The sequence below is a fragment of the Spirosoma endbachense genome (assembly GCF_010233585.1).
Taxonomy (GTDB): domain Bacteria; phylum Bacteroidota; class Bacteroidia; order Cytophagales; family Spirosomataceae; genus Spirosoma; species Spirosoma endbachense.
In genome coordinates this window covers 9526907-9550082 of record NZ_CP045997.1, presented here as the reverse complement: position 1 = coordinate 9550082, position 23176 = coordinate 9526907, and the positions used below count along the sequence as shown (strand labels likewise).

The following is a 23176-nucleotide window of genomic DNA, read 5'->3' as shown; positions in this document are numbered from 1 at the left end:
TTGCGTCAATGCTTACTTTTCCAAACGCCAAAATAAACCTCGGACTGCTCATTACCGAAAAACGGACCGATGGTTTTCATAATCTTCAATCTTGTTTTTATCCGGTCGGATGGACCGATATGCTGGAAGTAATTTCGGCGGAGAGCTTTAGTTTTAGCAGCAGCGGGCTCCCTATTCCCGGCAATACTTCGGCAAATCTCTGCGTTCGTGCTTATGAGCTAGTAAAAGCTGATTTTGACTTGCCGCCGGTTCAGATGCATTTGCATAAAATTGTTCCGATTGGGGCTGGTTTAGGGGGCGGTTCTGCCGATGCTGCTTTTGCGCTCAATCTCCTCAACGAGCAGTTTAAATTAGGCTTGAGCGGTTCGCACCTGCAGGCCTATGCCCGAAAACTAGGTAGTGATTGTGCGTTTTTTATTGAAAACAAACCCGCTTATTGCCTCGAAAAAGGCGATGTATTTGAAGAAATAGCCCTTGATCTAAGCGGCTATTACATCCTGCTTGTTTACCCAAACATAGCCATTTCTACCGCCGAAGCGTATGCGAATGTGCGCCCTCACAAACCTGAGCAATCCTTACGGAAACACCTTCAGGAACCGATTGAAACCTGGCAGCAAACGGTCCATAATGATTTTGAAACCAGCCTGTTTCCGAGCTATCCGGTATTGAGTGAAATCAAACAACAGCTCTATGATTCAGGAGCGGTTTATGCCAGTATGAGCGGTTCCGGCTCGACAGTATATGGAATTTTTAACGCCCCTCCTCTTGTCCCAAACCAATTTTCGGATTACAGCGTTTGGCAAGGAAGACTTTAAACCAGTTTATGTTCTGTAGTTTCTGGTTCAGGAGTATATTGACTGAGGTCTAACCCTAAACTACAAACCACGAAGCTCACCAATGGGTAATTTCATCACGAAACGGCGGGAGCCGTTCCGCTTTATGGTTTGGCTTGGAATTGCGAGTAGCGTCATGCTCTTCACTATTCTTCTGGTGACCTATATTATCCGCCGAACCGGACCAGACTGGGCCGATGTGAAATTACCCAACGTGTTTTTAATCAGCACAGTAGTAATCGTCCTGAGTAGCTTTACGCTTAATAACGCAACACAGGCGTTTCGGCACGAACGATTTGGCAGTTACCGCACAAATATTGCGACGACGCTGGTGCTGGGAACCTTGTTTATACTACTTCAGGGCTGGGGCTGGCGACAGATGATTTTAGCGGGTATCAAATTAGAAGGTAATCCGGCGGGCGGTTTTGTCTATATCATCTCCGGAATACACTTGCTGCATATTTTAATTGGCTTGATTTTTTTAGTTATTGCGTTGGCTGAAGCGTTACGCCGTCGGCCTTACGTCGACTCGTTTGTTTACAGTGTCAATCCGCCCAATCAGCTTAAAATCCGACTTATTACGCTCTATTGGCATTTTGTTGATATTCTTTGGGTGGGCCTGTTTGTATTTCTATTGATTCATCATGGTCTTGATTTACGGCTATCTTTCTAATTACGGGTAAACCTGATCATCCAGTTTTACTACTTTATCACGTTATTTGTATAAAATCTGTTTTTAATTGCTTCATGAAAAAAATCGCTCTTTGGGCGGGGCTATGGGCGTTTAGCTTAATTTCTTTCGCTCAGAACGCACCGTCGTCAACGTCGGCAGTGGGGTCAAAATATGATCCTCTTGCTTTGTTTCATCCCTTATTCAATATGCAGCCGGGCAACGACTACAGAACCGGCAGTGGTGCCCCTGGGCCTCGCTACTGGCAGAACCGCTCGGACTATCAGATTAACGTTGCGCTCGATGATCAGCAAAATACGATTACCGGTGAGGTAACGATTACGTATAAAAATAACTCACCCGAAACGCTGGCCTATCTGTGGTTACAACTCGACCAGAATGCTTTTAGCGATACGTCCAGGGCTTCTAAAACAACGCCCGTAACAGGCGGACGATTTGGGAATCAGGGCTTTGCTGGTGGCCTTTCCATCACGAGTGTGACTGTTGATCAGGGAAAAAATAAATTCGCAACGGTTCCTTACGAGATTACCGACACCCGGATGCAGGTGCGATTGGCTGAGCCAGTCAAACCAGGTGGCGATGTGGTGAAAGTAAAAGTCGCCTATTCGTTTAAAATCCCCGAATACGGTTCTGACCGGATGGGGCAACTGAAGCGTAAAGATGGTATCATTTACGAAATCGCGCAGTGGTATCCACGGATGTGTGTTTACGATGACATTGAAGGCTGGAACGTACTGCCTTATCTGGGAGCGGGCGAGTTTTACCTCGATTACGGCGATTATGAATACAATGTGACTGTACCCTGGGATCATATTGTTGTTGGTTCGGGCGAACTCCTGAATCCGAACGATGTACTGACCGCCGACCAGATCAAACGGTTGGCGCAGGCTCACCAGAGTGATAAAACGGTTATTATTCGCGGTAAGGATGAAGTAGCTGATGCGAATTCCCGCCCTAAGAAATCGGGTACACTAACCTGGAAATTCCGTTGTCAGAACACGCGCGATGTTGCCTGGGCTTCATCGAAAGCGTTCGTATGGGATGCGGCAAAAATGAATCTGCCGAGTGGTAAAACGGCTCTTGCTCAATCTGTGTATCCGGTTGAAAGCGCTACCAACGATTCATGGGGCCGCTCTACGGAGTATGTGAAAGGTTGTGTGGAGTTCTATTCCAAATACCTCTATGAATTCAGCTATCCGGTAGCAACCAATGTGGCTGGCATTGTGGGCGGCATGGAGTATCCGGGTATTATTTTTTGTGATCATAAAAGCCGTAAGGATGGGTTATGGGGCGTTACAGACCATGAGTTTGGGCATAACTGGTTCCCAATGATTGTCGGCAATAATGAACGGAAATTCCCCTGGATGGATGAAGGATTTAATACCTTCATCAATACATTGTCTACGACCAACTTTAATAAAGGTGAATATGACCGGGAGCGTGGCACCATGCATGATATAGCTCCGGCTCTGTTTTATCCGGCCGAGCCAATCATGACCATTCCTGATGTGCAGCAGGCGCGTGCACTGGGTATTCTGGCCTACTATAAGCCTGGTATGGGCTTGAAACTCCTGCGCGAGGTTGTACTTGGTCCGGATCGCTTCGACTTTGCGTTTAAAAATTATGTTAGCCGTTGGGCGTTCAAACACCCGACACCATATGATTTCTTCCGAAGTATGGAAGATGGTGCTGGCGAAGATTTAGGCTGGTTCTGGCGTGGTTTCTTCTACGAGACCTGGAAATTGGACCAGGGTATTAAGGAAGTAAAGTACGTAGATGGTTCTGCCGAGAAAGGCTCGCTGATTTCGATCGAAAATCTGGAGAAATTTGCGATGCCTGCAACCATTGAAGTGACAGAAAGTAATGGTAAGAAAGGCCGCGTTAATCTGCCGATAGAAGTCTGGCAGCGTGGTGGGACCTGGACGTTCAAATATAATTCGACGTCGCCATTGAAGACGGTTGTTCTTGATCCGGATGAAAAACTGCCGGATGTCAATGAAAAGAACAATACCTGGCGGGCAGAAGCTCAATAGATAAGTAGATAAAAAGGGAGTAGGATAATTAGATGGAGCATTACTTATGAACCAACTAATTATCCTACTCCCTTTTTACGTTTATAAGGCTAGACTTCAATAAGCATTGCTCCGAATGAATAACCACCGCCAAAGACGGTTACAGCAATGCGCTGGCCTTTCTGAAACGTGTCCCATTGCTCCGAGAGCGCAATAGCGCAACCGGCGCAACCCGTATTGCCGTAGTACTGAATGTTCGAGATAAGCTTTTCTTCCGGGAGGCCGAGCGTATTCATCACATTGCGTGAAATACGTAGGTTCGCCTGATGCGGAAGCACATAATCAACGTCGGCGAGGGTCAGGCCACAACGGTCAAGTACCTGTAACGTCGCCTTAGGCATATATTGACACGCATTGATGAACACATCGCGACCGAAGGGCATTGTAACACCTCCATCTATGGGTTTCATCATAACCGCCGTGGTCGCTTTGGAGGTGTGAGCCGCTCCGCCCGTTAATAAGGCTTTGATCGTAAAATCACCTTCGCTCTGGCGCTCTTTCGTAATCAGTAGTGCAGCGGCACCGTCGCCCCATAAATGCCCGGAGATTGTATCATTCTCGTTATTGTAGGCTGTATTATGTTCAGACACAATAACCAGAGCGCGACTCGCCTTGTTGAGCGCAAAATAACCTTCTACCACCTCAATTGCATTGAGTAACGACGAACAGGCCGTTGAGATCGATACGACCGGAATATCAGCAATGCCAAGTAGATGTTGAGCCTCGTGAGCCAGTGAGACGATCGTATCGTAAGGCGTATAGGTTGCCCCAACAATCAAATCAACAGTCGAGAGGTCGGCTTTGGGCATCAGCCGCCGAACCACATCAACTGTCATGGTATTTGTATTCTCACCGGGAGCCGCTTTACGGCGCTCCTTAATGCCGGTACGCTCAATTATCCAATCGCTGGAAAGGCCATTTAGCCTCGTAAAATGTTCATTGCCGACTACCTCTGTGGGGAGGTAATGACTTACTGCATGAATATACATCAGGTCAAAAAAGTAAGGCTAATGCAGGCATAACCCGAATTAACATCGAAAGTTAAATACTTCCGTGAAATCGTGGTATTCAACATTAGAACAATACTATAATGTGGGGGATAAGTGATAAGATTTTTCTATTTTACTGGCATAATCCCTCTATAATTATGCCATTCTGGACTTTAAGGTGTCGATGCTCAACTTTGTTTAGACTACTTTTCGATGCTATTCATTTGCATCTGACTCCCTTGTTGCGGGCCAACCATCATTAGTTTGCTACAAATCTACGAAGTAAAGGGCACTTTATGGTTTATATGGCGAATGTTGAATAGATCAGAACCTTATAGAGTGGTTAACCGTTCTGGTATTGTTTTCGCAAATCTGAGCGTTCGGCTGAGCCAATGTGAATCCAGTAAAGCCTACGACTGGTTCAGGACCGTTTCGTAAAAGCCTAGTAATTTTTGCGCTTCTGATTCCCAATTGTAGTAATTTTTAACAGCCAACCGACCCCGTTCACCCATCGCCCGACTTTCATCGGGATGTTTAATGAGGTAAGTTAATGCCTCTGCCAACTGCTTTGGGTCAGTAGGGTCTATACAAAAGCCGCACTGATGGTATTCGACTACTTGACGATAGAGCGCAAAGTTGGAGGTAATTACTGGTAGTCCTAAAGCCATGTATTCGAACATTTTAGTCGTATAGGAGTCCGGGTAGTCGCCAACGGCTTTGAGCAACGCAAAACCCGCTGTTGACCGGCTGACGTAGGGAAGAGCCTGCTGTTGATCGGTATAGCCGTAGAAATGTACGTTGTCCTGAATGGACGTAAAATCGGGGAACTGGTTCAGGTCTTTATTCGTGAAGGTTCGTTCGCCGAAAAAATGAGCCTGAAATTTCGGATGCGTTTTCTTCAGAATGGCTAATCCAGCCACTAGCGTATCGAAAGCCCGCTCGACGCTCATCCAGCCGATATAAAAAAAAGTTGGCTGTTCCTGGTCTGGATCATACGGTTGCCGAAATTTCTCTAAAAAAGACAGGAGCGGATAATTATAAATAACGACGTGCGCGTTCGCTGGATGCTGATACGTATCGAGATAGGCATGTTCGGTGAAAATGAGGTAAAACCGGCGTTGGGCCATTGCATCGAACCAGTAGAATAACTGCATCACAATGGCCCCCTGATTCTGGGCCTTTTCAGGCGACTTTTTATAAAGGTTCTCGTGGACTTCATAAATAACCGGTATTCTTAACAAAATCTGTATAAATCGGGCAAGCGGCAATAGCTCAGGATCATACAAATGAAGCAATTGCGGTCGGGTATATAGCGCATACCAAAGCACGAAGGGTTGACTAAACAGGATTCGCAGCCATACGCGCCGAAACTTGGGAAGCCACAAATAGTTAACCCCATGTCTGTAACCAGTAGATACATGGGGTAAGGCTGCAATTAATTCGTAATGGGGAGCCAGACTTGGAATGACCCGATAGGCTAATCGTGGGTCCTGAGAGGGATGAGCCGTACTGACGTGCAGAATGCGGACTTTCTTCATGAAATAGCAGAATCGCAGAATGTATTTATGCACAAATCAAGCCGCAATAGGCGATTCATTTGTTTTCCTGCGTAGACGTTAAACAGAAATAGTCATTTCTTCACCCCAAAAGTACGTAGTTCTGCGTCAATCTTTTGATTCCAGCGTTCCTGAGCTGCCTGATTGATACCATGATTGGTTTCGCCATCATACTGTTCCTGCATGTGATTCATTTCCCGAAACGATTCAATAAACTGATATTGAATGATGCTGTTATAATCGTCCAGCGTAAGGCTATCGGGCTGAATTTTACGTTTGAAGCGCTCAACGATAATCTTGACAACGTCGAAATGCCGTTGTTCATGGTTTAGTGAATAGGCATTGCGTGCTCCCTGTCTGCCCCAGGACGAGTTTTTGAGCATATATCCTTTTAGCGTCAGATTGACATTAATAATGCCATCTTTCACGGAGCTTTTACCTTCATAAGCGAAGCTCGTAAATACTTCGGCTGCATAATGGCTGCCCTGACGTGGTGTGGCCTGAAAGTCGGCCCAGGTTAGTTTACGGGAAGGATTGTAATGCACCGTATCGTCATCTGTGATGCGTGAGTCATCAATAATCGTGACGTTGAGACTTTTGGCTAGTTTTTCATTCTGGCCTGCTTCCCGGTTCATGTAGTCGTTCAGGCCTTTTAACGATGCCACCAAAGCTTGCCGAATGGTCGGTTCGATCACGGATAGCTGATTGAGGGGGCGGGTATAATTGGCACTTCCCCGATATTCGGTCAGGCGTGTGCTGGTTTCGTTTCCAGAATCGTCTTTACCTAGTAGCTCAAAGGCAGCGGCAAATGTGAACGTGCCCGTTACGCGATTGCCATTGGCTGTTTCGCTCACTTTGCACTGACGAATTCGCATGGCAATAGGCCGCAATGAGCGATTCTGCTTTAGGTTCTGATTGATAAACTGCCGAAAATGTGAAGCCACACCATCTTCCAGGTCAACGGGTTGAGCCGATTGGTTGAACACGAGGGCCAGTCGGGCAATTGGGCCCTGCTCTGGGCGCTGGTCTGTAACTGTCGCGATATAAAACTCTTTTGGCGTAAAGGGCAACGACTGAGAACTGAGCCTAATTGGGGCAGCTGCAGGAAGAAAAGAGAATAGCCCGATTAAAACCAGCCCCAATAATGCGTTTTTCATCTGCCTTGAAAACGGCTCATTACGTTTATACAAGCATTCTGTATAAGCATTGGTTTCTTACAAAAACGCCCCCCGAATATACAATCCGGGGGGCGTTTTATCAACAATTTATCTGGTTATTCGATGAGCATCGCTTTACCGCTTACGACATCGTTTTCAACCGTCTTGAATTTTACATCGCGTTTTACCGAACCATCAGCGTACTGAACGTTGACGCGGGCATTACGGTCAAGTTTGGCTACCCGCGCCGGTTGGCGAGGTGGTCCGGCGGGCATGGGCGGAGAGCCAGCGCCCATTGCGTTGTTTTCGGCCATTCGACGTGCATACTCTTCCGGACCTGTGGCGAGGTGATCATCGTCAAAGTCCTCCATGTTCGTATGTAGCTTCGGCTGTGGTTCGGGCCGACGCTGAGCTGGAGCCTGTCGAATTTCCTGCTGTACCTCTTCAGGTTCCTGAGCCGGAATGTCTGCTTTGGTCAGGAAGCTGATCGTATCGAAGTTAACCTTGTTCAGGAAACGCTTGAACAACTCCACCGATTCGAATTTATAAACCAGCAAAGGGTCTTTTTGCTCGAACACAGCATTTTGTACCGACTGTTTCAGGTCGTCCATTTCGCGGAGGTGCTCTTTCCATTCCTGGTCAATCACCGACAGCGTAACGGCCTTTTCCATTTCCGTCACTATTTCTCGTCCACCCGAATCTACAGCTTTCCGCAGATCGGCAACAACCGTTAATTCATGAATACCGTCGGAAAATGGCACCACAATATTTTTGATCTGGCTACCTTGCTCATTGAGCACCTGGGTCAATACAGGCAACGCCTTATCGGCAATTGCGTGGTTCTTGGCCTGGTATTGCGATTCGGCTTCGTCATACAAGCGCCGGATCTGGTCGGGTTTTTTCATCCGGCCAAACTCTTCGCTTGTCAGCTCTGGCGTAACGCCGAGTGTGGTTAACAACTGAAGCTTTACTTCCTCGTAATTGCCTTCGGCGTTATTGACGGTTTCTTCCACAACGTCATACATTGTGTTGGCAATATCGAGCGGTAACCGATCACCAAAGAGGGCATTCCGACGCCGTTTATAAATAGCTTCCCGCTGATAATTCATGACATCGTCATATTCCAGCAACCGCTTCCGAATTCCGAAGTTATTTTCTTCGACTTTCTTCTGCGCCCGCTCGATCGACTTCGTAATCATGGAATGCTGAATCACTTCGCCTTCTTCCAGCCCCATTCGGTCCATAACTTTAGCAATCCGTTCGGAACCAAACAGGCGCATCAGGCTATCTTCGAGCGATACGAAGAATTGCGACGTACCTGGATCGCCCTGACGTCCTGAACGACCGCGCAACTGCCGGTCGACCCGACGTGATTCGTGCCGTTCGGTACCAATAATGGCCAGCCCACCTGACGACCGCGAATCGGGCGTTAGTTTAATATCCGTACCACGTCCGGCCATGTTCGTGGCAATCGTTACCGTACCCGGTAAACCAGCCGTGGCCACAATTTCGGCTTCGCGCTGGTGGTACTTGGCATTCAGGACCTGGTGCTGAATTTTACGCAGCGTTAGCAGACGGCTTAACAACTCGGAGTTTTCGACTGAGGTTGTACCTACCAGAACGGGTCTGCCTTTTTCAACTAAACTCGTAATTTCATCGACGACCGCGTTGTACTTTTCCCGGACCGAGCGGTAAACTTTATCTTCTTCATCTTTCCGGCTAATGGATCGGTTCGTTGGAATAACGACCACATCCATTTTATAAATCTGCCAAAATTCAGAGGCTTCGGTTTCGGCAGTACCCGTCATACCCGCCCGCTTGTGATACATCCGGAAGTAGTTCTGGAGCGTAACCGTTGCGTAGGTTTGCGTAGCGTCTTCAACTTTTACGTTTTCTTTTGCTTCAACCGCCTGGTGTAAGCCATCCGACCACCGACGACCTTCCATAATCCGCCCCGTCTGTTCATCAACGATTTTTACTTTGCCGTCCATGATGACATATTCCGTATCGCGTTCAAATAAACAGAACGCTTTCAGCAATTGATTGACGGTATTAATGCGCTGTGTTTTGACGGCGTAATCACGAACGACGGATTCTTTATGGAGAATTTTTTCCTGTTCCGAAAATTCGCTGTCTTTATCGATCGCATTCAGATCGATCGAAAGGTCAGGCAGGATAAAGAAATTAGGATCTTCGCCCGAACCCGTAATAAAATCAATGCCTTTTTCGGTTAGATCAATGCCGTTATGCCGCTCGTCGATGGTGAAATAGAGTGGCGCATCGGCTTCGGGCATCAGTTTCTGATTTTCGGCCAGATAAATGGATTCCGTTTTCTGGAGCAGTGCTTTGTTGCCAGTTTCGGTCAAAAACTTGATAAGCGGTTTGTGTTTCGGCAAACCACGGTAGGCCCGAAATAACGACAGTCCCCCTTCTTTTTCGTCACCAGCCGCAATTTTCTTCTTGGCATCGTTCAAGTAATCGTAGACTAACTTGCGCTGTGCCTCAACCAAGCGTGCTACACGAGGCTTCAGTTCAATATAATCCTGTTCATCACCGCGGGGCACCGGGCCACTGATAATTAACGGAGTACGGGCGTCATCGATCAACACGGAGTCAACCTCATCCACCATGGCGTAATGGTGCTTCCGCTGAACCAGCTCACCTGTTTCGCGGGCCATGTTATCGCGGAGGTAATCGAAGCCAAATTCGTTGTTTGTTCCGTAAGTAATATCGGCCAGGTAAGCATGCTTCCGAGCAACTGAATTAGGCTGGTGTTTGTCGATACAATCAACCCGAAGACCGTGGAATTCAAAAAGCGGAGCCATCCATTCGGAGTCACGCTTGGCCAGATAGTCATTGACCGTAACGATATGCACACCCCGTCCGGCGAGGCCATTCAGGAAAGCGGGGAACGTAGCCACGAGGGTTTTACCTTCACCAGTGGCCATTTCAGCAATTTTACCCTGATGAAGCACAACTCCACCAATAATCTGGACATCATAATGGACCATGTCCCATTTAATCGGGCTACCGGCTGCATCCCAGCTATTAGCCCAATGGGCCTGATCGCCATCGATAACGACGTTTTTCTTACGGGAAGCGATCTCGCGATCAAAATCATTGACGGTTACGGTCAACTGCTCGTTTTCTGTAAACCGACGGGCGGTTTCTTTGACAACAGCAAAGGCACGAGGCAGGATGTCTAACAGAACCCGTTCCAGTTCGACATTGCGATCTGCTTCGAGTTTGTCGATCTGGTTAAACAGGCGCTCCTTCTCGTTTACGTCTACATCGGGGTGACTTGCGGCCTCACTAAGTTCAGCCAGTTGATTGTCGATGCCGCCAAGTTCCTCAGCGATCTGAGCTTTTAGCTCATCCGATACCCGGCGCAACTCGTCATTGGAAAGGTCTTTTAACCGGGCAAATTCGGTATTGACCTTCTCAACGTAAGGAAGCAACTCCTTGATATCCCGTTGTGATTTGGTACCGAAAAATTTAGCTATCAGATTAATCATATTTTCAGAAATAAGTATCGGCTATAGTTCAATAGTTAACAGACAGTAAGATAGACACTGCTGGCTGTTAACCACCGATCACCATTTTTCCACAAATTTAGTGCATTACAATGGGACTACAAGGTAAGTGTTACATTGTCAGATACACCTTATTGTATGGGAATGATGTTTTAAAAGGAATCTATTACTTTTGTGAATCAAATATTGGCCCAACAGCCACTGTTCATGCGTACCACCGACAAATTGTCACGTTTTAACCACCGTATAGGACCGTTTTATATTGGTTTAGTACTATTACTACTGACAGGAACGTATCAGGCTAGTGCCCAGGCTCCTCGTTCGCGTGTTGATCAACTCAGTGACGAAGACGTACAGAATTTTTATAAGCGGGCACAGGCCAGCGGTTTAAGCGAAGCCCAGATCGAACAGGCAGCTATGTCGCAGGGCTATACCCTGGATGATATAGCGAAAATGCGAAGGCGGATCAATGACCTTCGTACGCGAACATCACAGCCTCAAACGCAAACGGGCACTGTAACCGGACGAACACTGCCGACAGATCTTTCCCAGCGAACTGATTCGTCAGTGACCACTGGTGTACGTAAGGATACAAGCCGAAAATTACAGGTATTTGGAGCCTCGTTATTTGAAAATGCCAAACTGTCATTTGAACCCAATCTGCGAATTGCTACTCCTCGCAGCTATGTGGTTGGTCCGGATGATGAAATAAGAATTGATATTTCAGGAGCATCGACTGGTGAATTTCAGTTGAAAGTTACGCCGGATGGCACAGTAAAGGTGCCTAATCTACCCGCCATCTTTGTGGCGGGGCTCACCATTGAACAGGCAGAACAACGCATTATTGCCCGGTTAAGGCAGGGAGGCTATCAAGGCCTTGGCCAATCGGGGAGTGGTACAACAGCCAACGTGACGCTAACCAATATTCGTAGTATTCGCGTTACACTGGTTGGTGAGGTCGTTCGGCCGGGTACATATACGATCTCATCGCTGGGAACAGCTTTTAATGCCCTTTATCTGGCAGGAGGCCCTAATCCGGAAACAGGCTCATTCCGAAAAATCAATATTATTCGGGGTAATCGCGTTATACGTACGGTCGACTTGTATGATTTTATTCTGAGAGCCGACCAACGGGACAATGTACGGCTACAAGATCAGGACGTTATTCGGGTCGCCGATTACGAAACGCATGTTGAATTGACAGGACAGGTACGAAGACCGGCTATTTTTGAAGTACTGCCCGGCGAAACGCTAAAAACAGTCCTGGGCTTTGCGGGCGGTTTTGCCGACGATGCCTATCAGGCGTCGATCACGCTTCGACGTAATACGGCCCGTGAACGGCGTATCGTTACAATTACCGAAGAACAGCTGGCTAGTTTTATCCCGCAGCGGGGTGATAAATATTTTGTTGGAAAAATTCTTGAGCGTTATGAAAACCGGGTTCAACTGGCAGGAGCTGTGATGCGCCCCGGCGATTATGCGCTTGAACCGGGCCTGGAAACAGTGAAACAATTGATTGGCCGGGGAGAAGGGCTACGGAAGGATGCCTTCACGAACCGGGCCACGATTATACGGGAACGAGCGGATATGGATCGGGAGAATTTATCATTCGATTTGGGGAAGCTTTTGCGGGGAGAAATTGCCGACATTCCACTTCAAAGTCAGGACAGCCTGACCGTATTGTCGATTCGGGATTTGCGGGAACCCTATTATGTAACGATCGAAGGCGCTGTTAATCAGCCTGATACCGTCGATTTTGTGAATAATATGACAGTGGCCGATCTGATTGCCCAGGCGGGTGGTTTTCAGGAAGGTGCCAAGCCAAATCTGGTTGAAGTCGCCCGACGAATTCGGCAGGACTCAGCGGGTATTCGAACTACTATGCTGGAGATATACCGGTTTTCAGTTGATCGCAATTTGCAGATTACTCCTATAGAAAGCACCTCGCCCGAATTTCGACTGCAACCCTTCGACATTGTTTATGTCCGAACGTCGGTTAATTATGAAGCGCAGAAACAGGTAACGATCTATGGCGAAGTGATGCAGCCCGGTAATTACGCTATCTACAACCGAGAGGAGCGCATTAGCGATCTGATTAAACGGGTTGGCGGCTTAAAGCCCGAAGCCTACATCGCTGGTGCCCAACTTCGACGGATGGGACAAGTAGTCGGAAATGACTTGCGAAATATTCTTAACGATCCTGGGTCTGAAGAGAACTTGCTGCTTCAAAATGGCGATACCTTATTCATACCCCGCCGATCAGAAATTGTTTCCGTTCAAGGCGCTTTACTAAATCCTTCATCAGTCAGTTTTAAGGCTGATTACAAATTTGAAGATTATATAAGTGAGGCAGGGGGATATACTGATAATGCCCGGAAAAGTAAAGGATATGTAGTATATCCAAATGGACGTAAAGACCGGACACATAAATTCTTGTTTTTTGCTTCTAGACCAACTATTGAGCCCGGCTCAACAGTGATCGTTCCCTTTAAGCCATTGGATAATGGTCGACTCAGCTCAGCAGAACGTATTGGGATTCTTTCCTTGTTAGCTACTGTTTCAATTGCTCTTATCAATGTCATTCTTCGTTAATTACTTTCTTCTACACAATTAATCATGTCAGTTACAGAGACTAAAAGAAAGGAAATCATTGATGATGACGAAATAGAAATTCGGCTAAGCGATATTATAGGCTTTTTGAAAAATAGCAGACGCCGAATAATAATAGGTGCACTAATTGGCTTTACAGTCGGTGCATTGTACGCTTTCAGCAAATCCAACATCTATACTTCACAAGTTACAGTAATGCCAGAGATTCAGGCAAGAAGTGGCGGATTAGGTGGATTAGGATCTTTAGCTGGTTTAGCTGGTATTGATATCAATAGCGCTACTGGAGGAGGTGTTGATGCAATTCGTCCAGATGTTTATCCAGATGTATTACAGAGCGTTCCATTTGCATTATATCTGTTAAAACAACCTGTATATTCCCAAAAGTTACAGGCTAAAATGTCATTAGCTAAATTTGTAAATCAGATAAATGCTAGTGGTTTCATAGGAATAATTGCAGGCATGTTTTCTAAAAAAGATGAAATAACCAAGGACGAAAGACTTGATCCAGGAAATTTCAGCCAAGCAATTCAAGTCACAAAGGAACAGGAAGAATTAATTAAAGTAATCCAGAAAACTGTAACAGCGTTGTATGACAAGAAAACGGGTCTATTAACATTAACCTCTAGTGTGCAAGATCCCGTTGTCGCAGCTACAGTAGCTCGTTTATCACTTGAGTATTTAACTAATTATATTACTACCTATCGGACAGAAAAGGCTCGCAGACAAGTTACTTTTCTGGTACAAAGAGTTAATGAAGCAAAGAGCCGTTATCAGACAGCTGAATATATTTTATCAACTTATAGAGATCGTAATCGGAATGTATTTCTGAATACGGCTAAAATAGATGAACAAAGGCTTCAGGCTGATTTTTTGCTTGAGCAATCGGTCTATAATGAATTGTCTAAGCAACTAGAGCAAGCTAAAATTAAAGTACAAGACGAAACGCCCGTCTTTAAAATCTTGGAACCGCCAACTGTACCTTTACGTAAAAGTGCTCCCAAGCGATCATTAATAATACTAGGCTTCGGAATAGTTGGAGGAATTGTAAGTATAATAGGGGCATTTATTCGACGAATCCAATTGAATACTAAATCCCTATGATTTACATGAAAAGAGCCTTAATCTGTGGAATATCGGGCCAAGATGGTGCTTATCTGGCTAAATTGTTACTAGATAAAGGCTATCAAGTCTTTGGCGGTTCTCGAGATGCTCAAATGGCCTCCTTTAATAATCTTGTTCGATTAGGAATTCGAGAAGATATTCAATTGATATCCGTTAGTATTAACGACTTCCGGAGTGTACTCCAAACATTGTTGAAAGTGAAGCCAGATGAGATATATAATTTGGCTGGGCAAAGTTCCGTAGGTCTGTCGTTTGAGCAACCTGTTGAAACACTTGAAAGTATTAGTGTTGGAACGCTTAATTTGCTCGAAGCTATCAGATTTAGTAATCTACCAATAAAGTTTTATAACGCTGGTTCCAGCGAATGTTTTGGAGATACAGGCAGTTTAGCCGCCGATGAAACTACACCATTTCGGCCACGTAGTCCTTATGGTGTGGCAAAAGCAGCAGCTTTCTGGCAAGTTGCAAATTACCGTGAGGCTTATCAATTATTTGCAAGTACTGGGATCTTATTTAACCATGAATCGCCACTAAGACCTGAGCGATTTGTTACACAAAAGATTGTAGCAGCTGCTTGTCGTATTGCGAAAGGTAGTCGTGAAATTCTGACACTTGGAAATATAGATATTGCTCGTGATTGGGGATGGGCACCAGATTATGTAGAGGCTATGTGGCAAATGCTTCAACATAACCTTCCTAGTGATTATGTTATTGCGACAGGATACACTAATAAACTCAGTGAGTTTATTAGTGTTGTATTCAGGACCGTTGGTCTGGAATGGAAAGAACACGTTCGTATAGATTCATCATTTTTTCGCCCAACTGATATTGCTGAAGGTCATGCGAATCCAGCCAAAGCGTGGCTTCAGTTAGGGTGGAAGGCCAACTATAGAATGGAGAATGTTGCACAGCTAATGGTGGAACATAAGATGCAGAGCGAGACAGAAAGCGGGGAGAGATCAAGGCAACTATGAAAACTATATCACTTGATTACCTTCGTGAACGTATACGAAATGGACACCCGCGTACCCGAAAAGCACAATTTAATACTGTTTTAGGACTGGGAGTCAAGGGAGGGGGGGTATTGATTTCATTGCTATTAGTACCAATGACAATTGATTATCTAAGTAAAGATACATATGGGACTTGGTTGACAATTAGTTCAATTGTTACAATGATATCCTTTTTTGATATTGGTATTGGAAATGGCCTGCGTAACAAACTTTCAGAAGCGGTCTCCAGGAGAGAGATGATATTGGCTCGAGCTTATGTGAGCACGGCTTACTTTATCTTTGGTGTATTACAATTAACGTTCATTGTTATATTCCTACTTCTTTTTCGGTACGTACCTTGGCAACGAATTTTAAATACAACTATAGATAACGAACAACTTCAAAATGTAGTCTTAATTACGGCTATAGCCATTGCTATTAAGCTTGTACTTGATATTTTGTCGTACGTGCTATTTGCACTTCAAGAGTCGGGTGTAGTAAATTTATTTAATTTTTTATTCAATACCTTAATACTAATTGGTACATATTTACTAACGTGTTTTACGAAAGGCGATCTGATATATCTGGCTATAGTAACTACGTTTAGCCCCATTTTGGTACTATTAGTAAGTGGTTTTATTCTATATCGGAAACGGCTAAAAGCATACAAACCTACATTCCGGTTAGCAAATGTAAAATATGCAAAAAGCTTATTGTCACTAGGATATAAGTTCTTTGTTATTCAGATGGCGGTTATTATACTTTTTTATACTGATAACCTAATTATTACTCAACTTTTTGGCCCTTCCGAAGTTGCAACTTATAATGTATCATTCAGATATTTTAATGCTGCCAATACAATATTTAGTATTCTAATAGCGCCTTACTGGTCTGCATTTACAGAGGCATCCGTTAAAAATGATACTGAATGGATGAAACGAACATATATTAACTTGAAAAAAATGTGGTTATTTTTTTTCGCTTTAGTTATAATAATGATCATTGTGGCACAACCGGTTTGCATTATGTGGGTAGGAGATCGAGTTAAGGTACCTATCTTACTGAATTTAATTATGGGCTTAAATGTAGTAATTATTTGTTGGAATAATATCACTGTTACGGTGACCAATGGATTAGGGCGAATCAATCTGCAACTTTTTTGCTCAGTATTTGCCAGCCTGGTAAATATTCCACTAGCCATTTATTTAGGTCAAGGATTAGATTTAGGTAGCTCTGGAGTTATATTGTCTACTTGTATATCTTTACTGCCTGCGGCCTTGATAGGATATATCCAGTCTAAAAAACTAATTAATAATAATGCTCATGGTATCTGGGCTAACTAAATGAAGCTATGGCGTTAATTAAGAAAATAAAGAAATTATTTTATGAGATAAGTCGTATCAAAAGTGATAATAGTGAAACTCGCTTGTTACTTGGTGCGGTACTTGCAAAGAATGTCAGTTCATTAAAATCTTTCCAAGAAGCTGAATTTAAAGTATTTTCTCAGTTTGGTGATGATGGCATAATTCAATTTTTGCTTAATAAGCTAACATTTTCTAATGATAAATTCATAGAATTTGGCGTTGAAAACTATGAAGAAGCAAACACCCGTTTTTTGCTAATGCATAATAATTGGCAGGGATTGGTAATTGACGGATCACAAACTAACATTACATACATTAAGAATGATCCTATATACTGGCGTCATGACTTGACTGCTGTTTATTCATTCATTACGGTCGAAAATATTAATCAGATTTTAGCAGATAATGGATTTGCAGGAAAGGTAGGAATTTTAAGTATAGATATCGACGGTAATGATTATTGGGTTTGGAAGGCAATTACAGTTGTAGATGCTGATGTCGTAATAGTTGAGTACAATAGTATATTTGGATCTGAACGGGCTATTACAATACCTTATAAATCTGATTTTAGCTGTATGAGTGCACATTACTCAGGCCTTTACTTTGGTGCATCTTTGTCGGCCCTTTGTGAATTAGGAAATGAGAAAGGGTATTCCCTTATTGGGTGTAATCAAGCCGGTAATAATGCCTATTTTCTGAAAAATAGCTTACTAGAAGGATTCCAACCCATGTCTCCAGAAGAGGGTTTTGTAAAGTCTCGATTCAGACAAGCTCGTAGCCAGAGTGGTAAACTAACTTTTGCTGGTGAAGTTAATAGGATAAAGGAAATTACTGGTTTACCCGTGGTAAATACACGCACTAGTCTAATTGAAGCAATTTAGTATAAACGCCTTATTTAATTAGGCTGATTTTAAGCAAGCTTTTCGGATCAACATGAATTTAAAAACGGCTCAGGCAATCTATAATCGAAAACTTAATCAGGAAACTCAGACATGGTCGGGGCGATTGAAAGTTCGACTGATTAACATTATATTTAATCAAATTAAAAAGACGAACCCTCTAGTTGAGGCATTTGTTGGCCAATTTAAATTACATATACCTTTTTCGCATGAATTGCCATTTATCATAAAATCATCACCTTATTATTCGACAAATTTAGCTCGAATTGCTGAGCAAGTTAATCGAAAGTATTCGGATTTGAAATTTATCGATATTGGAGCAAATATAGGAGACTCTGTTGCTCTCTTGCGTAGTAAAGCAACGTTTCCTATCTTATGTATTGAAGGAGATCCTTACTTTTTTTCAATTCTTCATAAAAATGCTACTAACTTTGCAGATGTGTATCTATCTAAAACATATGTAGGGGAAACCGCTGGGGAGTTAAAAGCAAAATCTGTAGAAGTGGGTGGCACGGCTCATTTAAGCCAAGCTGGATTAGAAGCGGATACAATTCATATAAAAAAACTTTCCTCTATATTGGCTGGTAATCCGATATTTAAATTATCAAAAATGTTAAAAATTGATACAGATGGTTTTGATAATAAAATATTAAGAGGTTCAATCGATTTCATAGAAGCTGCCAAACCTGTTGTTTTTTTTGAATATGACCCTTTTTTCTTAGCTCAACAAAATGATGATGGTATATCGATCTTTGATACACTTGCTACAAATGGGTATCAGAATATATTGATTTATGAAAATTATGGTGAGCTAATGCTTTCAGCTGACTTGAAGGATAAAAGGCTTTTAGAAGACATTAATTATTTTTTTACAGGGCGTAAAGGTTTAATGTATTGTGATATTTGTGCATTTCATAAGGAAGATAATGACCTGTTTAATAAGATAAGGGAATCTGAAATTAACTTCTTCAGTCAAGCACGTATCTGAAATAGCTTGAAAAGTATATCAATAAGAAATTATTGTTCAATGTGCTAATAGGAAATAGGCTATAAAATTCATGAGAATTTTTTTTGACCATCAGACCTTCTCGCTTTTAACATATGGTGGTATACCACGCTATTATGCCGAACTGATTAGGGGTATTAATTCTACTCCTGATAATAGCGCTTATTTGCCTCTTCTTGTTTCAAATAATATCCATCTGCGTGAAACAAATATAGCGGTAAGACCATTTTTTGCAAATATTAGGATACCGAAAAAACTTCAGTCAATATATTACTTGAATCGACAGTACACTATTTATAAGCTGAATCAGCAACCTTATGATGTTTTTCATGCAACATATTACGATCCTTATTTTCTGCCTTATTTAAAGAAACGCCCCTTTGTTGTTACATTTTTAGATATGATTCACGAAAAATTTGGTACTCAGTTTAGTGAATTAGCTTATAATGGTGTAATTACAGAACAAAAGCGTCTTCTAGCTAATCGTGCTGACCGAATCATTGCTATTTCTGAAAGCACTAAGAATGATATAGTCGAATTATTGAATATTGCCCCGTCTAAAATAGATGTAATTTATTTAGGTAGTTCATTGTCGCCAGAGCCACTTAAACCATCTAGTCGCATATCCGAGCCCTCTTTTTTGCTATTTGTAGGTAATCGAAGTATGTATAAAAATTTTATATTTTTTTTGAAGGCAATTCATCCGGTATTAAAAAAATATAAAATCAAGCTTTTATGTGCGGGCGGAGGAGAGTTTACGAAGGCCGAAAGAGCTTTAATTCAATCCTTAAATGCTGACCTCCTCGTTGAACAATGTTCAATTAATGATCAAACTTTGCCCATACTTTATCAAAAGGCACTTGCATTTATATTTCCTACTCTATACGAAGGTTTTGGAATTCCTGTGTTGGAAGCATTTGCCTGCGACTGTCCATGTGTGGTTAGTAATGTGAGCTCATTACCTGAAGTGGCTGGTGATGCTGCGTTATATATAGACCCTACAATGTCAGATTCTATTATATACGCTGTTGAGCGTTTGGTAAATGATTCCAACCTGCGTGAAACATTAATTCAAAAAGGCCGTAAGCAATTGACTAAATTCTCTTGGCAACATACAGTTGCCGAAACTCTTAGTCTTTACAAAAATATTAGCTAATCTTAGCTTTTATAAATAGTGCCAAAATGAATGAGTGACCTAAGATGTAGAGTTTTGGGTTGACATTATATCAGGCTGAAAATAACGCCTAAAAGCGGCATTGCCATGAAAAATGCACTTATATCTGTAATTACAGTTGTTTATAACGCTCGTCCAACATTAGAATCTACGATTCAAAGTGTTCTTTGTCAAGACAAAAACCTGGTTGAATATTGGATTATTGATGGTGGAAGCACTGATGGCTCGATTGATCTCATACGTAAGTATGAACACCAACTTGCCGGATGGTGTAGTGAGCCAGATAATGGTATTTATGATGCTATGAATAAAGGTATTGATAGAGCAAATGGTAAATGGATTTATTTTCTAGGGGGAGATGATACTCTAAGGCCTAACGTGCTAAAACAAATAGAGCCTTATTTGGACCCAAAATACTCTATTGTATTCGGTGATGTAATGTTTGATAACGGACATCGAATGCGCTCATTTTTGGGTCCTAGAACTATTTTCCAAAATACTGTACATCATCAAAGTGCATTTTATAATTCATCATTATTTGTCAACTTTCGCTATGATAAGTCACTAACGATAGTATCTGAATACGATGTTCATTTACGTTTATATATACAGAAAGCATACACACGTTATGTTTCTATGATAGTAGCAGATTGTGCGACAGGAGGAGCAAGTAGTGAATTATCAAAATCATTAACAGAAACAAATCAAGTACGGGCGCGATATATAAAAAATAAATGGAAGAATAAGCTTCTTTCCTGTTTTTTAAGACTCTACTATATCCAAAAAAAAATTAGATACCTAATTTATGGCCATCGAGTATAATAACCATCAATCATATATAATATTTTATATCTAAAATTTTGCAGGCTTGTCGTGTATATTTTTAACAATAGATTTATATAATCATTACGTTATTGTTATGAACCAAGTTATTTAAAGTTTGTTTGCCAAATAGACATTATTATAGTAAAACCAATGCATCAACCCCTTATATCAATTATTATAACAATACTTAATGGTGAAAAAACATTAAGCCATTGCTTAGCAAGTATTGAATCTCAAACTTTCTCCGACTACGAATTAGTTATTGTAGATGGCGGCAGTAAAGATCGTACAGTACAGATTATTAATGAAAGCCCCATACTCAATAAAACAATACGAGTATTGCCGGGGATTGGTTTGTACGCAGGTTTAAACGCAGGTATAAAGCTATCAGTTGGGAAATGGCTTTATTTCATTGGCGCTGACGATGCACTAAGTAGCCCCGATATACTACAGAAAGTGTCTGAAATAATTAAAAATATAAAAAATAATATCAAGGTTGTTGTTGGCAGTGTTGAGTGTATAAAACAAGGAACTTTGCTTCAACCAATGTTTGGATCGCCTTACTGGATGCGCCATCAGGTACATCATCAAGGGATGTTTTATGATAGAAATATTTTTAATAATTCATTGTATAATGAAACTATGCGAATAGCGTCAGATTATGAATTTAATCTAAGACTGGCATTGATAGGCATACCTCATCAAGCAATGGATATTGTCATTTGTAATTTTGGTGGCGATGGTATCAGCGAAAACCAGATGGAACATGGTTATAAAGAAATGCAGAAAATTCACCAGCAACTTTTTAAAGGTATTGGCCGCCATTGGGCAATGAATTATTTTTGGTTAAGGCGTAGTATGAGTGCAATATTAAGACGATATAAACTTTCAAAGCTGAGCATGGGGCTCAAGAAAGTCTTTGGGTAATAGTTGGATGTTGGGCCTAAAAATTAGGATCACACTATTTTATACACAAACTTGTATAAAGTTTAGTAGTTTTTAATATAGAGGGCGAACTCGAGAAACAAAGATGGATATTAATTTTGGCATATTACCTGTTCTTTTTGGCTGGGCGACTGCGCTATTTATTGTGTATGCATTATTGTATAATAAATATATTTACTCGATAATAGATCCTCTTTTTATGTGGATTTTTACCACTGCTTTTTCAAGTGTTTTAGCTATTCAAATTATTCCTACATTACAAGATCTTCTTCACTTCTTTGGATGCCAAATTGCATTATGGGCAGGCTTTGCAATAGCATATCGTAAAACTAATTATTTAGATTCAGGTCTAAACCAAACTGGACAGGTTTATGAATTTTCTGATCAATTACTTCTTCGGTGGATTACTTATACACTACTTGGTGTTTACATTTTATCAAATATAATTATAGGATATAATAAAGGTTTCGCTTTACTATCAGACGCTCCAACACAATCGAAAATTGCTAATTTTCAGGAAGGATTTGGCTTATTTAGGAAAATAAACTGGAGCACTGGTACATTTGTCAGCACTGGTCTTGTATTTATGTATTTTTTGAAAAAAAGACAAATAGATTTACTGTTTTTACTGATAGTAATTCTTTTACATACTTTAGACGGATCTAAGACGGCACTCTTGCAAGTTATTATTTCAATAGGAATTGTACTTTACCACCCAGCATTCTCTTATAATAAAAATGCGTTAAAAAAATTTCAACGATATTTGCCAGTAATTTTTTTGGGTATTATGGGCATTTTTTTTACGGTGCTTATAAAGGAGAACAATGGTTATGAAGAGGCTTTTTTAGCTTTTATAACTCGTCTATTATATAGTGCTGATTCTGTTTTGTATTTTTATATGCCTGCTAATGTCGATTATTTTGCTGACTATTCCTTTTGGGACTATTTCCCCCGTTTGGTAAATCCAATTCTTGGTTTCCTTCGCTTAGCGCCTTACCAAGAAGCCCTTGGAAATACAATGGTTGATAATTTACGCCCGCCAGGTTACGTGCAAACAAATGTTACAGTTGGCCCTAATGCACCATTTTATATTGAAGGGCGTATCTATTTCTATTATTGGCTAGCCTTTCCTTACAGCTTACTGGTGGGGTATTTATATGCACTAATTAGAAAGCATTTTTTTTCGCTTACTCGTACCAGTGCTTTCTACTTTGTTTATATGGGTAGTTTTTGCCACTTGGCTTATGCTTTGATTGTCGATGTTAATCTTGCCATTACTCAATCGTTTGATTTAGCATTCTTTGTTATTCCACCTTATATAGTACTTAGTTTTTTGCTAACTAGCAAACTAACTATACGATTAAGCCCATTTCTATTTAAATTCTACAAAAATAATTTAAATTTATAA

The 23176-nt window shown here is 42.0% G+C and carries 17 protein-coding genes; 13 read left to right on the top strand and 4 right to left on the bottom strand.

Annotated features, from left to right (window positions below):
* Positions 1–8: 8 nt before the first annotated feature.
* The 3 genes from ispE (at position 9) to GJR95_RS38390 (ending at position 3557) form a co-directional block, all read left to right on the top strand.
* Positions 9–815: a 4-(cytidine 5'-diphospho)-2-C-methyl-D-erythritol kinase gene (gene ispE, locus GJR95_RS38400; RefSeq protein ID WP_162390903.1), complete on the top strand. Its 807-nt coding sequence runs from the start codon at positions 9–11 to the stop codon at positions 813–815.
* Between the two features lie 82 nt (positions 816–897).
* A complete protein-coding gene (locus GJR95_RS38395; RefSeq protein WP_162390902.1) occupies positions 898–1506 on the top strand; it encodes a cytochrome c oxidase subunit 3 in 609 nt (202 codons plus the stop codon).
* Positions 1507–1580: 74 nt separating this feature from the next.
* The gene (locus GJR95_RS38390; protein ID WP_162390901.1) at positions 1581–3557 is read left to right on the top strand and encodes a M1 family metallopeptidase; all 1977 of its coding nucleotides are present in this window, start codon (positions 1581–1583) and stop codon (positions 3555–3557) included.
* Positions 3558–3646: 89 nt separating this feature from the next.
* Here the strand turns inward: GJR95_RS38390 and GJR95_RS38385 are convergent, their stop codons facing one another.
* From GJR95_RS38385 to secA, 4 genes are all read right to left on the bottom strand, one after another.
* Positions 3647–4585 (bottom strand): 3-oxoacyl-ACP synthase III family protein, encoded by a 939-nt coding sequence (locus GJR95_RS38385; protein WP_162390900.1) that lies wholly within the window; start codon positions 4583–4585, stop codon positions 3647–3649.
* Positions 4586–4995: 410 nt separating this feature from the next.
* On the bottom strand, positions 4996–6123 hold the full coding sequence (locus GJR95_RS38380) for a glycosyltransferase (protein WP_162390899.1): 1128 nt from the start codon (positions 6121–6123) through the stop codon (positions 4996–4998).
* A 92-nt stretch (positions 6124–6215) separates the two neighbouring features.
* Positions 6216–7298, bottom strand: coding sequence for a hypothetical protein (locus GJR95_RS38375; protein WP_162390898.1), 1083 nt, complete (start codon positions 7296–7298; stop codon positions 6216–6218).
* Between the two features lie 116 nt (positions 7299–7414).
* Positions 7415–10813, bottom strand: coding sequence for a preprotein translocase subunit SecA (secA, locus tag GJR95_RS38370; RefSeq protein ID WP_162390897.1), 3399 nt, complete (start codon positions 10811–10813; stop codon positions 7415–7417).
* Between the two features lie 225 nt (positions 10814–11038).
* On the opposite strand from secA, the gene GJR95_RS38365 reads away from it, so the two are divergent.
* The 10 genes from GJR95_RS38365 to GJR95_RS38320 all read left to right on the top strand — a co-directional run bounded on the left by GJR95_RS38365 (position 11039) and on the right by GJR95_RS38320 (position 23176).
* Positions 11039–13423 (top strand): SLBB domain-containing protein, encoded by a 2385-nt coding sequence (locus tag GJR95_RS38365; RefSeq protein ID WP_162390896.1) that lies wholly within the window; start codon positions 11039–11041, stop codon positions 13421–13423.
* Between the two features lie 24 nt (positions 13424–13447).
* Positions 13448–14542, top strand: a complete 1095-nt coding sequence (locus GJR95_RS38360; RefSeq protein WP_162390895.1) for a GNVR domain-containing protein — start codon at positions 13448–13450, stop codon at positions 14540–14542.
* Positions 14543–14547: 5 nt separating this feature from the next.
* The gene (locus GJR95_RS38355; RefSeq protein ID WP_162390894.1) at positions 14548–15537 is read left to right on the top strand and encodes a GDP-mannose 4,6-dehydratase; all 990 of its coding nucleotides are present in this window, start codon (positions 14548–14550) and stop codon (positions 15535–15537) included.
* Positions 15534–16898: an oligosaccharide flippase family protein gene (locus GJR95_RS38350; protein ID WP_162390893.1), complete on the top strand. Its 1365-nt coding sequence runs from the start codon at positions 15534–15536 to the stop codon at positions 16896–16898. The genes GJR95_RS38355 and GJR95_RS38350 overlap by 4 nt, the downstream gene beginning before the upstream one ends.
* An 8-nt stretch (positions 16899–16906) precedes the next feature.
* Entirely contained in the window at positions 16907–17800 is an 894-nt protein-coding gene (locus tag GJR95_RS38345) for a hypothetical protein (protein WP_162390892.1), read from the top strand.
* A gap of 52 nt (positions 17801–17852) precedes the next feature.
* Entirely contained in the window at positions 17853–18806 is a 954-nt protein-coding gene (locus GJR95_RS38340) for an FkbM family methyltransferase (RefSeq protein WP_162390891.1), read from the top strand.
* A gap of 70 nt (positions 18807–18876) precedes the next feature.
* A complete protein-coding gene (locus GJR95_RS38335; protein WP_162390890.1) occupies positions 18877–19980 on the top strand; it encodes a glycosyltransferase family 4 protein in 1104 nt (367 codons plus the stop codon).
* Between the two features lie 105 nt (positions 19981–20085).
* Positions 20086–20820, top strand: coding sequence for a glycosyltransferase family 2 protein (locus tag GJR95_RS38330; RefSeq protein WP_162390889.1), 735 nt, complete (start codon positions 20086–20088; stop codon positions 20818–20820).
* 153 nt (positions 20821–20973) lie between these two features.
* Entirely contained in the window at positions 20974–21750 is a 777-nt protein-coding gene (locus tag GJR95_RS38325; RefSeq protein ID WP_162390888.1) for a glycosyltransferase, read from the top strand.
* Between the two features lie 103 nt (positions 21751–21853).
* Positions 21854–23176 (top strand): oligosaccharide repeat unit polymerase, encoded by a 1323-nt coding sequence (locus tag GJR95_RS38320; protein ID WP_162390887.1) that lies wholly within the window; start codon positions 21854–21856, stop codon positions 23174–23176.